The sequence below is a fragment of the Acidimicrobiales bacterium genome (assembly GCA_016794585.1).
Taxonomy (GTDB): Bacteria; Actinomycetota; Acidimicrobiia; order Acidimicrobiales; family DATDAH01; genus JAEUJM01.
The window spans coordinates 22,588-38,049 of record JAEUJM010000004.1; the positions used below are offsets into that span (position 1 = coordinate 22,588).

Annotated in this window: 14 protein-coding genes; 5 read left to right on the plus strand and 9 right to left on the minus strand. The window is 72.0% G+C overall.

Features of this window, described 5'->3' with window-relative positions; genetic code table 11:
• Nucleotides 1-6: 6 nt before the first annotated feature.
• The 3 genes from JNK12_01875 to JNK12_01885 are packed head-to-tail and all read right to left on the minus strand — an operon-like array spanning nt 7 to nt 5,031.
• Nucleotides 7-1,533: a hypothetical protein gene (locus JNK12_01875; protein ID MBL8774643.1), complete on the minus strand. Its 1,527-nt coding sequence runs from the start codon at nt 1,531-1,533 to the stop codon at nt 7-9.
• A 27-nt stretch (nt 1,534-1,560) separates the two neighbouring features.
• The gene (locus tag JNK12_01880) at nt 1,561-3,879 is read right to left on the minus strand and encodes a molybdopterin-dependent oxidoreductase (GenBank protein ID MBL8774644.1); all 2,319 of its coding nucleotides are present in this window, start codon (nt 3,877-3,879) and stop codon (nt 1,561-1,563) included.
• 33 nt (nt 3,880-3,912) lie between these two features.
• Nucleotides 3,913-5,031 carry a histone deacetylase family protein gene (locus JNK12_01885; protein ID MBL8774645.1) on the minus strand — a complete coding sequence of 373 codons (1,119 nt, stop codon included), beginning with the start codon at nt 5,029-5,031 and terminating at the stop codon, nt 3,913-3,915.
• Between the two features lie 40 nt (nt 5,032-5,071).
• Here JNK12_01885 and JNK12_01890 point away from each other — a divergent pair, with 40 nt between their 5' ends.
• Nucleotides 5,072-5,473 (plus strand): hypothetical protein, encoded by a 402-nt coding sequence (locus JNK12_01890; protein MBL8774646.1) that lies wholly within the window; start codon nt 5,072-5,074, stop codon nt 5,471-5,473.
• A gap of 35 nt (nt 5,474-5,508) precedes the next feature.
• Nucleotides 5,509-5,994, plus strand: a complete 486-nt coding sequence (locus JNK12_01895; protein ID MBL8774647.1) for a hypothetical protein — start codon at nt 5,509-5,511, stop codon at nt 5,992-5,994.
• A 128-nt stretch (nt 5,995-6,122) separates the two neighbouring features.
• Here the strand turns inward: JNK12_01895 and JNK12_01900 are convergent, their stop codons facing one another.
• The 5 genes from JNK12_01900 to JNK12_01920 all read right to left on the minus strand — a co-directional run bounded on the left by JNK12_01900 (nt 6,123) and on the right by JNK12_01920 (nt 11,873).
• Complete coding sequence (locus tag JNK12_01900; protein ID MBL8774648.1) at nt 6,123-6,926, minus strand: CPBP family intramembrane metalloprotease; 804 nt, start codon at nt 6,924-6,926, stop codon at nt 6,123-6,125.
• Nucleotides 6,927-7,060: 134 nt separating this feature from the next.
• On the minus strand, nt 7,061-8,770 hold the full coding sequence (locus JNK12_01905; protein MBL8774649.1) for an amidohydrolase family protein: 1,710 nt from the start codon (nt 8,768-8,770) through the stop codon (nt 7,061-7,063).
• A 58-nt stretch (nt 8,771-8,828) separates the two neighbouring features.
• Nucleotides 8,829-9,881: a DUF2236 domain-containing protein gene (locus tag JNK12_01910; GenBank protein MBL8774650.1), complete on the minus strand. Its 1,053-nt coding sequence runs from the start codon at nt 9,879-9,881 to the stop codon at nt 8,829-8,831.
• 53 nt (nt 9,882-9,934) lie between these two features.
• Entirely contained in the window at nt 9,935-10,504 is a 570-nt protein-coding gene (locus JNK12_01915; GenBank protein MBL8774651.1) for a sugar O-acetyltransferase, read from the minus strand.
• Between the two features lie 16 nt (nt 10,505-10,520).
• Nucleotides 10,521-11,873, minus strand: coding sequence for a hypothetical protein (locus JNK12_01920; protein ID MBL8774652.1), 1,353 nt, complete (start codon nt 11,871-11,873; stop codon nt 10,521-10,523).
• A gap of 122 nt (nt 11,874-11,995) precedes the next feature.
• On the opposite strand from JNK12_01920, the gene JNK12_01925 reads away from it, so the two are divergent.
• The 3 genes from JNK12_01925 (at nt 11,996) to JNK12_01935 (ending at nt 14,568) form a co-directional block, all read left to right on the plus strand.
• Nucleotides 11,996-12,832 carry a class II glutamine amidotransferase gene (locus tag JNK12_01925; protein MBL8774653.1) on the plus strand — a complete coding sequence of 279 codons (837 nt, stop codon included), beginning with the start codon at nt 11,996-11,998 and terminating at the stop codon, nt 12,830-12,832.
• Between the two features lie 63 nt (nt 12,833-12,895).
• Complete coding sequence (locus tag JNK12_01930) at nt 12,896-14,152, plus strand: acyl-CoA dehydrogenase family protein (protein MBL8774654.1); 1,257 nt, start codon at nt 12,896-12,898, stop codon at nt 14,150-14,152.
• Between the two features lie 137 nt (nt 14,153-14,289).
• Nucleotides 14,290-14,568, plus strand: a complete 279-nt coding sequence (locus tag JNK12_01935) for a DUF1905 domain-containing protein (protein MBL8774655.1) — start codon at nt 14,290-14,292, stop codon at nt 14,566-14,568.
• Between the two features lie 111 nt (nt 14,569-14,679).
• Here JNK12_01935 and JNK12_01940 read toward each other — a convergent pair.
• Nucleotides 14,680-15,462: alpha/beta fold hydrolase (locus JNK12_01940; GenBank protein MBL8774656.1), on the minus strand; the 783-nt coding region annotated here is incomplete at its 5' end.

The following is a 15,462-nucleotide window of genomic DNA, read 5'->3' on the forward strand; positions in this document are numbered from 1 at the left end:
GGCTGATCAGGGGGCCAGGGGGAAGGTCGCCGCCACAAGGGAGAGGGGCGGGAGCTGGAGGTCGGCACTCGTCGAGGTGCAGGACAAGCCGGCGAAGGGTGCCGCCTCGACCACGTGGGGGTCGTCCCAGGTGTTGCGGGCCCGGGGGTGTGGGCCCGTGAGGATCTCGCAGTCGCCGACGCCGGCGAGGGTGCGGCCCACCACCGAGACCTCGAGGGGCGCCACCGCGTCGAGGCTGCGGTTCACCGCGAACACGTGGAGCGCGTCGGGGCCGAGCACGGCGCTGAGGTCGACCTCGGGGACGGTGCCGAAGCGACGGGTCTCGTAGGTGGGCCCGGTGGGCGCCACCCGGAGGGCGTCGCCATCGCGCCGGTTGGAGAACATGCGGAAGGTGTGGAAGATGGACTGCACGAGCAGGCCGTCGCCCTTGGTGAGCAGCGGGGCGATGACGTTGACCAGCTGGGCGATGTTGGCGACGCGCACGACGTCGGCGTGGCGCAGGAAGCTGTTGAGGAAGCCCGCCGCGACCAGGGCGTCCTCGAGGTTGTAGACCTCCTCGATCAGATGGGGCGCCCGCTTCCCGAAGCGCGACGGGACCAGCATCCGGGCCAGGGTCTCGTGGGCGGTCTTGTACCAGACGTTCCACTCGTCGAATGAGATCCGGGTCGGATGCTCGTGGCCGTGGCGGGAGCGGGCCTCGTCGCAGAGGCGGACGGTCTCCTCGATCTGGTCGTCGACGGTGCGGCCGAAGCCCAGGAACTCGCGGCTCCGACGGCCGAGATTGCGGGCGTAGCGGTGGAGGCTGAGGTAGTCGAGGCCCGCGCCGAACTCGTCGAGCACGGTGATCGACCAGGCGGGGTGGCTGGGCAGCCTGGGATCGGAGGAACCGCACGCCACGACCTCGATGTCGGGGGTGATCTCCCGCATGGCCGTCGCCGTCTCGCGCGCCCGGCGGGTGTACTCCGAGGCGTTCGTGTGGCCGAGCTGCCAGGGGCCGTCCATCTCGTTGCCGAGGCACCACAGGTCCACGCCGTAGGGCTCGACCCGCCCGTTGCGGGACCGCCGGTCGCCCTCGGCGGTGCCGGTCGGTTCGTTGACGTAGGCCACCAGCGACTGGGCGTCGGCCGCGGTGCCGGTCCCGAGGTTGACCGCCAGCATCGGCGTCCACCCCATGCGCTCGCAGAGGGGGAGGAACTCGTCGGTGCCGAACTGGTTCGTCTCGATGCTGCGCCAGGCGCGCTCCCGGCGCTCGGGTCGATCCGCCTTCGGCCCGATGCCGTCGCGCCAGTCGTAGCCCGACACGAAATTGCCGCCGGGGTAGCGGATGGCGGTCAGGTCGAGCTCGCGAAGGGCGTCGAGCACGTCGGTGCGACAACCGTGCTCGTCGGCGTGCGCGCTGGCGGGGTCGTACACGCCCTCGTAGACGCACCGGCCCATGTGCTCCATCAGCCCGCCGAACAGGCGGGGGTCGACGTCGGCGACCACGTCGCCGGCGTCGAGCGTGACCTGCGTTGGATGCAGCGGGGAGCGCACGGCGGCGACCGTAGTGGCGCCGGCGGGTCAGGCGGGTTGGGGCTCGGCGCGCTCGATGCGGGCGGGGACGTGCTTGTGGAACGGGGTGCCCGCCACCTCGTCGCGGTCCTCGATGGACGTGAGCTCGTTGGGGGCCACGCCGACGCTGTCGCCCGGCTCGCCGACACCGAAGCCGTTGGGGAGCGAGGCGTGGCCGGCCTGGAGGGTGTCGGTCACCTCGACCGACGCCACCGCCGAGCCCGTGCGGGTGGTCACCCGGGCGGCGTCGCCGTCGGCCAGACCGAGGGCGGTGGCATCGGCCACGGACAGCCGCAGGGCGCCGGCCGGGTCCTTCTTCCGCCAGCCCGGGTCCCGGTAGATGGTGTTGGCGGTGGACGACCGGCGCTCGCCAGCCGACAGCACGAAGGGGAAGGCGGGGTCGGAGGCGGGCGGGTCGGCGTCGAAGAGCGCGGTGAAGGCGGCCAGCATCTCGTCGACCGCGAGGTTGACCCTCCCGTCGGCGGTGTCCATGCGCCGCCACGTGTCCTCGAACTCGTCGACGGTGAAGACCACGCCCGACGGGGTGTCGAGGAGGGCTTGGAAGAGCGCCTCGCCGTCGGCGAAGCCGGCCCGCTGCACCGAGGCGGGAAACGTCAGCATCGTGGTCTGCGCCAGGCCCCACACCGCAGCGGCCTGGGCGGCGTCGCCCCTGGTGTCCCCGGGGAGGCGGAGCGTCGGGCCCAGGGTCTCGTAGAGGACGTAGCTGGCGAAGGGGCCGAGGTGGGGCCGCTCGCCGTTGACCCGGAGGAAGGCGTCGAGGTACGGGGCCCGGCCCTGGTGGGCGGCCGCTCGGAGCTCGTCGAGGGCGTCGGCGTCGGCGGCGAGGGCGCCGCTGGCCCGCACGAGGCGCGCGTGGATCTCGGCCTCGGCCAGCGTGCCGGGCAGGGGGTCGAGCAGCGGCCGGCGCAGGTGGAAGGCGTTCTCGGGGAATTCGAGGGTGAAGAAGGTGGCCTCCCACTTCTCGAACTGCGAGGCGGCGGGCAGCACGTAGTCGGCGCAGCGGCCGGTCTCGGTGAGGGCGACGTCGATGACGACCGAGAAGTCGAGGGCGGCCATGGCCTCGCGCCAGCGGGGCGAGTCGGGCAGCGAGTGCACTGGGTTGCCCGACTCCACGATCAGTGCCCGGAAGCGGTCGGGGTGGTCAGTCAGGATCTCGTCGGGCAGCACCGCGCTCGGGATCAACCCGGTGATCACCTTCGAACCGGTGACGGGGCTGGTGCGCACGCTGGCGCTGCCGCCGACGAGGTTGGCCATGCGGGTGTGGATGTTCATGCCGCCGGGCACGCCGAAGTTGCCGGTGAGCAGGTAGAGCAGCTTCTCGAGGTACGAGCTGAGGGTGGAATTCGGCGCCTGCTGGATGCCGAGGTCCTCGAAGATGGACACCCCGCCCTTGGCGCCGGCGATGCGGCGGGCGGCGGTGCGAACGTCGTCCTCGGCCACGCCGGCGATGGCGCACCACTCGGCGATCGGCACCCGGTCGAGCGTGGCGGTCACCTCGGTCGCGCCGTTGGCGTGCTCGGCCAGCCAACGGTCGGCGAGCAGGCCCTCGTCGACCAGGACGGCGAGCATCGCGCCGAGGCACCAGGCGTCGGTGCCCGGCTTCACCTGGAGGTGGACGTCGGCGAGGTCGGCGGTCTCGGTGCGGCGGGGGTCGATGACGATCATCGCCCGGTCGGGGTCGTTGGCTACGGCCTTGAGGACCGTGCGGGCCCGGGGGAAGCCGTGGGACTGCCACGGGTTCTTGCCCACGAAGACGAGCACCTCGGCCTCGTCCCACTCGCCGGTGGTGTGGCAGCGGGGGCGCCCGAAGAGCTGGCCGTCGACCCAGAATTCGCCGGTCTTCTCCTGGGCGAGGGCGTTGGACGACCAGACCGAGCCGAAGGCCGCCCGGGTGGCGCGGCCGTAGCCACCGCCCAGGTGGTTCCCCTGGCCGCCGCCCCCGTAGTAGAGGATGCGCTCACCGCCGTGCTCGGCGGCCACGTCACCCAGGCGGGCGGCCACCTCGGCGATGGCGGTGTCCCAGTCGACCTCCTCGTAGGTGCCGTCGGGGCGCCGTCGCAGCGGGCTGGTGAGGCGGTGGCGACCGTTCTGGTAGTGGTCGAGGCGCAGGGCCTTCTCGCACGTGTAGCCCTGGCTGGTGGGGTGCGCCTTGTCGCCCCGGATGCGCTCGAAGCGTCGGCCGTCCTCGCCTCCGAGGCGCACCTCGATGCCGCAGTTGATCGAGCACAGGATGCAGGCGCTCTGGTGCCAGGTCGCCCCGTCGCTGCTCGTGCCGGTGCTGCCCGTCGCGGTCCCGTCGCCGTCCATGACGCCCTCCCGAGGTGAGTTCGAGAAATGAACCTACTCGCGGACGACCGCCTCCGCCACCGGTTCGCCACCACCATCGGGCCCGCGAAGGTCCGGAGCGTCGTCGTCTCCGCCCGAGGTGGGTGCCCCGACCAGGCCGCGGAGCACGCCGGCCACGTTGGTGCCGATGGCGTCGACCGCGTAGCCGCCCTCGAGCACGACGAGGGTGGGCAGGCCGAGGTCGGCGAGGCGTGCGCCCAGCACCGGGTAGTCGTCGGTGTCGAGCTCGAAGCGGGAGATGGGGTCGTCGCGGAAGGTGTCGACGCCGAGCGACACCACGACGGCGTCGGGGGAGAAGGCGCGGACCCGACCGAGAGCGATGTCGAGGGCCTCGAACCAGCGACCCGCGCCTGTGCCCCACGGCAGGGGGAAGTTGGCGTTGGCGTCCTCGCCGGGACCCTCGCCGCGCTCGTCGGCGTAGCCCGCGAAGTACGGGTACTCCTGGCGAGGATCGCCATGGAGGCTGGTGACGAAGACGTCGCCGCGCTCCCAGAAGATGTCCTGGGTGCCGTTGCCGTGGTGGTAGTCGACGTCGACGACCGCGACCCGCTCCATGCCGCCGTCGCGAAGCGCCTGGGCGGCGGCCGCGGCGTTGTTGACGAAGCAGTAGCCGCCGTAGAGGTCGCGGGCGGCGTGGTGGCCGGGCGGGCGACACAGCGAGAAGACGTGCGGATGGCCGTCGAGCAACAGGTCGGCGCCGCTGAGAGCCACGTCGGCGGAGGCGAAGACCGCTTCGGCCGTGCCCGCCATGATCGGCGAGCCGGCGTCGAAGGAGTAGTAGGACAGGCGCCCGTCGATGGCGTCGGGCTCGCGCTGGGCGAAGCGCCGGGTGGGCCAGGCCAGGCCGAGCGCGTCGGTGGCGGTGCCGTGCTCGGCCACCCACTCCCCCCAGGCCACGCCCAGGAAGGTGAGGAAGCGCTCGTCGTGCACCCGGGCCAGCGGCTCGAGGCCGTGCTCGGTGGGGGCGATGACGGGGCCGAGGTCGGCCGCCTCGACCGCAGCGAGCACCCACTCGGCCCGCTCGGGGCGCTCGTGGGCGGGCGCCATGGTGCCGTCGATCAGCTCGGCCCGGGCGTGGTGGCGGTGGTGGCGCAGGCTGTAGACGGTGTGCACCCGCGCCGGTGTAGCAGACCCCGCCGCTACCGTCCCCGGCGTGACCGTCGGCCCTCGCCTCCGCCGTCTCGTCGGCGTGTACGACGCCGATCACACCCTGCGGGGCGAGCTGAGCTACTGGGTCGGCGCCCGCCTGGGCCGTGCCCACTGCGCGCTCTGCGACATCACCCACGGCACCTTCCGCGAGAAGTCGGACTGGCAGGCCTGTCGGGCCGGGCTGCCCATCGCCTTCGACACGTTCCACCGCGACGACCAGCCCGACGCGGTGCGGGCCGCGGTCGCCGGCGCCGCCCCGGTCGTGGTGGCCGAGACCGACGACGGCGTCATCGTCCCGCTGCTCGACGGCCCCGCCCTCGGCGCCTGCGGCGGTTCGGTCGACGCACTGGTGGCCGCGGTCGAGCAGGCCGTCGCCGACGCCGGCCTCAACTGGCCCACCCCCTGACGGCGCCGGCGGCGGGATCGTCGTAGCCTCGGGGGATGGCACGCATCTCCTATCCCGAGGTCGGTTTCGGCGAGCACATCGACTGGTCGCTCCAGCGTCCCGAGATGGCCAAGGGCATGGGCAAGTTCTCCGCCGCGGTCTACGGCACCACCCAGCTGGGGGTGCGCGAGCGCGAGGCGGCCCGCTGGACCATCGCCCTCATCAACCACTGCGCGGTGTGCCAAGACACCCGGGCCACCCAGGGCCCGGCCGAGGGGATCGACGAGGGCTTCTACGCCGAGGTGGCCAACTGGCGCGAGAGCGAGGTGCTGTCCGACCGTGAGCGCCTCGCCGCAGAGTTCGCCCAGCGCTTCGCCCTCGACCACTTGACCATGGACGACGCCTTCTTCGACACGATGCGCACGGCCTACACCGACGAGGAGCTCGCCGACCTCAGCATCTGCTGTGGCATGTTCCTCGGCCTCGGTCGCATGATGGCCGTGGTCGGCGTCCCCGCCCCCGAAGAGCGCATCCTGGTCTGACTGCGTCGCCCGTGACGCGGCGTGGCTCGGGCGGGCAGGTCGCGTCGGTCAGTTGACGTGGAGGTCGCGGTCCTTGCGGACCATCGAGGCCTGATGGGTGGGCCGCTCGGGCACCACCTGCCGGTTCGTCAGGCGGCCCGGTCGAACTCGGCGAGCTGATCGCCACCGGGCTCTACCACGTCGCCCGCCCTGAGGATCTTGACCAGCGCCACGATGCCGAGGATGACGGTGACGTTCAGGACCAGGCCGCCGGCGGCGATGGGCTTGTCGGCAAGGTTCTGCGTCGAGTGCGCCTGGATGAAGATCGAGAAGTCCCAGATCGCATGCAGGCCCATGGTGACGACCAAGGCGCCCGTGATGCGGCGTGTGACGTAGTACATGAGGCCGACGGCGAACGCGAACACGATCTGTTGCATCGTCTCCGGGAGGCTCTGCCCGAACAGGGCGTTGGGTGCGTGGAGGAGGCCGAAGATGGCCCCCGAGAACACCCACACCCATCGCTCGTGCATCGACCCCCGCCCGCCGACTATCGCGATCCCGCGGGTGAGCAGCTCCTCGGAGAAGCCAACGAGGAGTGTGCCGATGGCCAGCCAGAGTACGTACGACGCGACGCCGTCGATCTCGCCCCACTTCGTGGTCGCGAGGTTCCCGATGGCCCCGAGGGCGAGCAGCGCAGGGATGAGCATCATCCAGCGACCCCCGACCCGGCGCGGTTCATGCAGGGCGGGCTTCCACCAGCCCAGGATCGTCGTCACCGCGGCCAGGTAGGCCGCGCCGGCACCGATGGAGAGCACGATGCCCTTCCGGACGCTCTCGACCGTGTCACCGACCTCGTCGTACTCGAGGCCCGTGATTCCCCACACGGAGAAGACGACCACCAGGTAGCCGAGGATCGCGGCGATGGCGGAAAGGGCGGAGGGCTTCACGCGCATGCTCGAGCCTCGCTGGTCTGCGCTTCGTTGGACCCGGGTGAAGCTACACATTCCGATCGGTGCGCCGGTTGCTCAGCTGGTTGGCTTTTTTGACCTTCGGCGCGCGTCGGCTCGGAGGCGACGTGACCGGCCGCTCAGTCGCGGAGGACGACGCCGGGTCGCCGACCGTCGGGGCCGACGGCGTCGGGCAGGGCCTCGTCGTCGACGCGGATGGGGGTGCCGTTGACGAGGGTGTGGCGCACGCCGACGGGGGCGTCGGCGGTGAGGCGCTCGCCGTCGGCGGGGAAGTCCCGGACCCGCCGCAGCGGACCCGGGGCAACGGTGTCCGCGTCGAACACGACGAGGTCCGCGGCGCGCCCGGCTTCGACGACACCGCGGTCGTCCAGCCCGTAGACCCCGGCCGGCTCGGCGGTGAGCTTGTGGACGGCCCGCTCGAGGGGCATGACCTCGCGGTCTCGCACCCAGTTGCCCAGCAGGTCGGTGCTGAAGCAGGCGTCGCAGAGCTGGCTGACGTGGGCGCCCGAGTCGGCCAGCCCGAGCAGCACGCCGTCGCGGGGGAGGAGCCAGGCGATGCCTTCGGGGTCGTCGTTGGCCAGCACCGAGTTGAAGCGGGTGACGAGGTCGTCGTCGAGCGAGATGTCGAGGATGACGTCGAGGGGCGTACAGCCCCGCTCCTCGGCCAGCTCGACGACGTTGCGTCCGACCAGCTCGGAGTGGCGGTCCGACTCGGCCACCGACAGCGAGGGCCAGTTGAACGGCAGGATGCCCTGGCGGCGACCGGAGAGCTCCTCCCATGCCCGGGCTCGCCATGCGGGGTCCCGGTAGGTGGCCATGCGCTCCTCGTGGGACTGGCCCATGATCGACGAGAAGGACTCGCGCATGTTCAAGGTGAAGGGCTCGGCCAGGTTCATCTGGAACATCAGGGGCCGGCATGACACCTGGGGCCAGACCTCGACCCCGCCGGCACGGGCGGCGTCGTGCTCGTCGATGACCTTCAGGTGGTACGGGAAGCCCTTCACGGTGAGCAGGGCCGTCCAGGTGATGGGTCGGCCGAGGTGGCGCTGGAGGGCGAAGACCTCGTCGTTCGAGATGACCCCGCCCGGCAGCATGGCCAGCACGCCCCGGCCGGCGTCGCGCAGCGGCTCGGCCAGCGCGGTGAGCTCGGCGAGGTCGGCCACCCGGGACGGGACGGGGCGGCCCTGGTCGCCGTTGTGGGTGGGCGAGGCCGAGGTGGCGAACCCGGCGGCGCCGGCGGCCATGGCGTCGGCCACGATCTGGCGCATCGTGGCGATCTCGGCCTCGGTGGCGGGCCGCTCGTACGCGTCCTCGCCCATGACGAACAGGCGCACGGCGGTGTGGCCGACGTAGCACCCGTAGTTGAGGCCCACGCCGCGACGCTCGACGGCGTCGAGGTACTGGCCGAAGTCCTCGAATTCGTCCCACGGCACGCCCGCCACGAGGGTGTCGAGGCTCATGTCCTCGACGTGTTGGAGGGTGCGCCCCAGGATGCCGGCGCCGTCGGGCCCGCACGGGGCGATCGAGAAGCCGCAGTTGCCGGCGATGACGGTGGTGACGCCGTGGTACGACGACGGGGTCAGCCCCGGGTCCCAGAACACCTGGGCGTCGTAGTGCGTGTGGATGTCGATGAAGCCCGGTGCGACGACGTGGCCGCCGGCGTCGAGCACCTGCCGCCCGTCGAGGCCGGGGCCGACCTCGGCGATGCGCCCGTCCTGCACGGCGACGTCGGCGGCGAAGCCCGGCGCGCCGGTCCCGTCGATCACCGTGCCGCCCTTGATCACCACGTCGTAGGCCATCACGTCACCCCCGTGTCGCTGGACCCCCATGGTGGCACGGTCCGCCGACGACCGGACAAGGTCAGGGGCTGGGGCGGACGGGTCCGGGTCAGGCGGGGGGCAGGTCGAGGCGCCGGCGGGCGGCGGCGAGGTCGAGGGGCTCGCCGGCCAGGGTGCCGAGCACCCGCAGCGTGGCCCGGCAGGCGGCCAGCTCGGCGATGCTGGGCATGGGGAGGCGCAGCAGGCGGCGGGCCACGGGCGGCAGGCAGGCGATGGCGCCGGACCAAACCGCCCGCCAGACGGGCTTGGCCGGGCCGGGGATGATCGGCGGGTCGTCGAGGAAGGCCACGCCGAGCGCGGCGTACTCGGCCACGGCCAGCTGCGGTCGGTGGTGCTCGAGCGATGCCAGGATCTCGGACCACGACCGCGGCGGCGCCACCACTCCGGTGCCCTCGCCCACGATGGCGACCTCGGCGATGTACGCGTCCAGCTCGTGGCGGCTCATGGGCCGGAGGGCGAAGCGGCGGTTGGCGGCGGCGATGGCCAGGTACTCGGCGATGTGGACCCAGTCGAGCAGCTCGGGGCTGTTGGCGTCGTACGGGCGGCCGTCGGGGGCGACGCCCACCACCGGTCCGTGGGCCTTGCGCACGATGCGGCACAGGCGCTCGGCCCGGGCCGAGGAGCCATACACCACACCCTGGACGAACTCGGCGGTGCGCTGGGTGCGCCCGAGGAAGTCGTCGGAGAAGGCCGAGTGCTCGGCCACGCCGGCCATGGCCAGCGGGTGGAGGGCCTGGAGGGTGAAGGCGGCGATGCCGGCCACCAGCAGGGACGGGTCGGCGTGCACCCGCCAGGCCACGCTGTCGGGCCCGAACCAGCCGGGGTCGCCGAGCTCGTCGGCGTCCGCCGGTGGGCGATCCGGGGGACGGACCGCACCGAGGGCACCGAGCACGGGCCGGGTGATGAGGGGCGAGGTGACCGCGCCGAAGAGGCTGCCGGCCACGCCGCCGGTCAGCTCGGCGACGGACGCGGTGGGCGGGATCCACTCGGGCTCGGGTTCCCACACGCGGGCGGCGGCGGGGTGGATGGAACGGGTGCGCCGCTGCCGGGAGGGGCCGGCGGCGCCGGCATCGGCGCCCTCGGCGACGCTGGTCCGGGCCATGCCCCCACGCTAGGCGCCGCGCGGAAAGGCGCCACGACCGGGCGGAACCCGGCCTACGGTTCGTCGACCCGGCGCAGGACGCGCGCGGGGTTGCCGACGACCACGACGCCGGCGGGAACGTCGCGGGTGACCACCGCCCCCGCTCCCACCACCGAGTCGTCGCCGATCGTCACGCCGGCGAGCACGATGGCGCCGCCGCCCAGCCAGACGTTGTGGCCGATGGTGATGGGCGCCGCTCCCTCCCACTTGTCCCGGCGCGGACCGGGCTCGACGGGATGTGTCGGGGTGAGGAGCTGCACGTTGGGGCCGATCAGGACGTCGTCGCCGATGGTGATCGGCGCGACGTCGAGGGCCACCAGACCGAGGTTGGCGTACCCGTGGTCACCGACGCGGATGTTGAAGCCGTAGTCGACCCGGAGCGGGGGGCGGATGTACGTGCCGTCGCCGACCGCGCCGAGCCACTCCCGCAGGACGCGGGCCCGCTCGTCGTCGGCGACCGCCGGGTCGTTGTAGGTGTTCTCGAAGGCGCGTGCCCGTGCGGCCTGGCGGGCCATCTCGGGATCGTCGGCGATGTACGGCTCGCCGGCCAGCATGCGCTCCCAGTGGGAGCGGTCGTCGGTCATCGGGCGTCGCCGGCGGTCAGAACGGGAGCTCGGCGGCCTGGAGCCCCATGAGCTCGTCGAACATCGCGCGGCAGGCGGTCTCGTCGGCGGGGGAGCACGGGTCCTCGACCACGGCCTGGTAGGCCAGGTCGGGGTCGTGCTCGAGGGCGGAGCGGACGACGAGGTCCTGGAGCGCGACCTGCGTCGCCACCCAGCCGGCGAGGGGCTCGCCGAGGGGCGGCATCTCGTCCGGGTGGATGCCGTCGCCGTCGACGGTGGCGCCCACCTCGACGATGGCGCCGTCGGCCACGTCGGGCAGGTACCCCCGGTTGGGCACGTTCACGGCCATGATCCGCGTCGGCTCGCCCGTCCACCGCGCCGCGATGATGGGGATGACCTCCTCGAGGCTGTGGCCGACGCGGTGCAGGGGGAGGGGCACGGTCGTGTCCGCTGCCCAGGTGGTGAGGCGCTCGGTGGCCGCGTCGAAGCGCTCGAAGAAGTCCATGTGGGTGGGGTGGTACGGGCCGACGTCGAGCGCGAAGGGCAGGTACTCACCGATGTGGCTGTCCACCGAGCAGGGCACCAGCCCGTACTCGCGGACCATGTGGGCCACGAGCGGCGTGTACACCTGGTCGGCCAGGCCGGCGAGGGGCAGCGGCTTCATCGCCGCCTTCCACAGCGGCACCGTCCGCGCCGGGTAGTCGAAGAACGCTTTGGAGAAGCGCTCGCGAAGCACAGGGAGCAGGTCCTCGCCCGTACGCGTGTCGACGAGCTCGGTGAAGAAGGTGAAGTGGTTGATTCCGGAGGCCCGGCCCTCGAGGTGCTTGGCGGGCACCCGCAGGAGCTTGGCGAGGCGGACGACGCCGATGGGGCCCTCGTGGCACATGCCCACGTTGGCCACCCGGGTGCCCCGGTTGATGGCGAGCGTCACGCGACTCATGGGGTTCGAGAGGTTGATCAGGAAGGCGTCGGGGCAGTGCTCCTCGATGGAGGCGCAAATCGACAGGGTGTTCTTGATGCTGCGCAGCGAGTGGAACACCGCTCCCGGCCCGCCGTTCTCCCCGTTGATCTGGCGGGCGCCGTGGCGGTTGGGGATCTCGTAGTCCTGGCGCCAGTAGCGGTAGCGGCCGAACTCGGCGCTGCTGATGCAGAAGTCGGCGCCGGCGAGGGCCACCGCCGGGTCGGTGCTGCGGTCGAGGCGCAGGGGCGCGCCCGACGCCGCGTTCAGCTTGGCCGCGAAGCGATAGGCGCGGGCCAGGCGCTCCTCGTTGACGTCGTGCAGCACGAGTCGGGCGCCGGCCAGCGCCGGCGTGTGCACGAGGTCGTTCACCATGGTCGGCCCGAAGGACATGCCGCCGGCGCCGATGAGGGTGATGGTCGGGGCGATCACCGTGGTTTTCTCCGCAGGGCCCGGGTCGGGAGAGGCGTGGCCCTTGGCCCCACGCTAGGACCTCGACCACCGTGGGACCTCTGCCCCTTCCGCGCGGCCGGTTCAGGCGGTAGACGAGAGGCATGTGCCGCTGGAACGCGTACTACGGCAAGCCCTTGGTCATCGACGAGCTGCTCTACCGCACCCGCCACGGCCTCATCGACCAGAGCCTGCACTCCCGCATGGGCGCCGAGACCACCAACGGGGACGGCTTCGGGTTGGGGTGGTACGACGCCCTGGGCAGCGAGGATCCGGGCCGGTTCCGCAGCATCGAGCCGGCGTGGAACGACGCCAACCTGCGCGACCTCGCCGGCCACCTGACCTCGCCGCTCTTCCTCGCCCACGTGCGGGCCAGCATCGGCAGCCCGGTCCAGCAGACCAACTGCCATCCGTTCCGCCACGGGCGCTGGCTGTTCGTGCACAACGGCTTCATCGACGGGTTCCACCAAGTGCGCCGTGACCTGTTGCTGGCGCTCCAGCGCGAGCAGTTCGACGCGCTCGAGGGGTCGACCGACACCGAGGTGCTCTTCCGCCTGGCCCTCACCCTGGGGGCGGAGGACGACCCGCTCGCAGGCCTGGCCCGGGCCATCGGGGTGGTCGAAGCGCTCGGCCGGGCACAGGGGATCGAGCACCCGATGCAGGGCACCTACGCCATGAGCGACGGGCGCTCGCTGTGGGCCGCTCGCTACTCGACACAGCACCGGTCGCGCACGCTGTTCGTGTCGAACGACCTGGACACGTTGAAGCGCCTGCACCCCGACGAGTCCCGCCTCGCCCACCTCGACGAGACCTCGCGGGTGGTGGTGTCCGAGCCGGTCTCGGACCTGCCGGGGGACTGGGCCGAGGTGCCCGAGTCCACCGGTCTGGTCATCGGGGCCGCCGGCCTCGAGCAGGTGCCGTTCGTGCCGCTGGCGTCCTGACTTCGCGGCGAAAGGGGCCATGGTCCCTGGCTGTCTCGCCGCCGGCCGTGTAGGCAGGCGGGCATGGCCATGAACGTGAAGCCGATCGCCACCCTCGATGAGCGCATCAACGACATCCGGGGGCGCACCGCCGAGATCGTCAACGAGGACATCATCCCCAACGAGTCCGTGCTGTGGCGCTCGGCCGAGGACAGCTCGTTCACCGAGCACAACGAGGCCCTCGAGCTTCGGGCGGCCATCAAGGATCGGGTGAAGTCTGCCGGCCTCTGGGCGCCTCACCTGCCCACGGAGTACGGCGGCATGGGCCTCGACTTCCTCGCCCACGCCTACATGAACGAGGTGCTGGCCTACGCCCTCGGCGCCGCCTCGCTGTTCGGCGTGGTGGCCCCCAACAGCGGCAACCAGTCCATCCTCGTGAAGTACGGCACCGAGGAGCAGAAGCGGAAGTGGCTGCTGCCCCTCATCGACGGTGAGATGGAGTCCGGCTTCTCCATGACCGAGCCCCACAACCCCGGCTCGGACCCCCGCTCGCTGACCACGTCCGCCGTGGTCGACGGCGACGATTTCGTCATCAACGGGCACAAGTGGTTCACCTCGAACGGGATCGACGCGGACTTCTTCATCGTCATGTGCCGGGTGGTCGACCCCAACGCCGAGGACCCGGACCCCCGCAAGGGCCCGATGGTGCAGATCATCGTCCCGACCGCCACCAAGGGCGTGAACATCGTGCGGGGCATCGGCGTGTGGGGCCGCAAGACGTCGGACCACTGCGAGGTGAAGTACGAGGACGTGCGGGTGCCCGTCGAGAACGCCCTCGGTCGGGTCGGCGAGGGTCACCAGGCCGCGCAGGACCGCCTCGGCGCCGGTCGGGTGTACCACTGCATGAACTCCGTCGGGCAGATGTGGCGGGCCTTCGACCTGATGGTCGAGCGGGCCCGCAGCCGTGAGGTGCACGGCGGCCTGCTCCAGGACAAGCAGTTCATCCAGGGCTTCATCGCCGACTCGTACATGGACATCCAGGCCGCCCGCCTCATGACCATTCACGCCGCCGAGAAGGTCGACGCCGGCATGCAGGCCGCCCGCACCGACATCTCGGCCATCAAGATCTTCGTGCCCAACGCCTACACCCGGGTGGTGGACCGGGCCATCCAGGTGTGGGGCGCGGCCGGCGTCTCCAACGACCTGCCGTTGTTCGCGATGTACCAGGGCGCCCGCACCCTGCGCATCGCCGACGGCCCCGACGAGGTGCACAAGATCCTCATCGCCAAGAACGTCCTCGGCCAGTTCGCGAGCGGCGAAGGCTGGGACTTCGGCAACTAGCCCGGCGCCCTCGTTCTGGTACCTCGTTGGCTACGCAGGCGTAGCCAGGTACGTACCGGGACGGCTCGTCGGGGCGATGAGTCCGTGCGCCGGCGCCCGTCGGTTCCGTGGGACGACCGACGAGGGAGGATGACGAGATGAGCGAGCTCGACCACGACTTCGAGGCCACGCTGGAGAAGAGCCCGGCCAAGGGCGGCTGGACCTACGTGGTGATGAAGGACTCGGCCGAGTTCTTCGGCACCCGCGGGCTCGTGAAGGTGCGGGGCACCGTCGACGGCCACGCGTTCCAGAGCTCGTTCATGGCGCTGGGCGACGGCCGCCACAAGCTCCCGGTGAAGGCCGACGTGCGCAAGGCCATCGGCAAGGAGGCCGGCGACGACGTGACCATCCACCTCGCCGAGCGCTTGGAGTCCTGACCCTGCGCGGCCGCCTCCAGAAAGCCCAGGTCCGCCGTTCTGCCAGCACGAGCCTGTTCTGCAGAACACGCTCGTGCTGGCAGAACGAGCAGTCTTGGGATGGCCCGGACGTCAGGGCAGGTGGGACCGGATCACGGCGAGGCAGTCGTCGGGGGCCTCGACCTGGACGAAGTGGCTGGCGCCCTCGATGCGGTCGAGGGTGGCGCCGAGCTCCGCCGCCCACTGCTCGGCCCACTCCCACGTGAAGATGGGGTCGGCGTCGCCGAAGGCCACGTGCTTGGGGATGTTCCACGTCGGCAGCGCCGCCCGGGCCTCGGCCTGGAGGGCGCCGTCGCCCAGCTCGGGCTCGGCGAAGGGGATGCAGAACGGGAAGCGGCGGGCGCCGGCCTTCGCGGCGGCGTCGGGGAAGGGGGCGTCGAAGGCCCGCACCAGCAGGTCCTTGTCGACGTCGGGGCGGCGGGTGGTGCCGGCCACGATGACGCCGGTGGGCATGTCGCCGCCGAGCTGCTCGGGGTCGATGGCCGCCTGGCGCCACCACTGCACGCCCTCGGAGTACTCGTGGTCGTCGGCGTGCAGCCAGGTGTTGAGGATGAACAGGCGGGCGTAGCGGTCGCGGTCGGCCACGGCGTTCATGAGGCCGATGGGCCCGGCCCAGTCCTGCACCACCAGATGGATGCGGTCCAGGTCGAGCCCTTCGATGAGGCGGGCCAGCGCCTCGCGGTGGCGGGCGATCGTGTACCAGTCGTCGTCGGTGGGCTTGTCCGAGCGGCCGAAGCCGAGGTGGTCGGGGGCGACCACCCGGTAGCCGTCGGCCACCAGGGGCCCGATCCAGTCCTTGTAGAGGTAGGCCCAGCTGGGCTCGCCGTGCAGCAGCAGGAACGTGCCCCGCTCCTC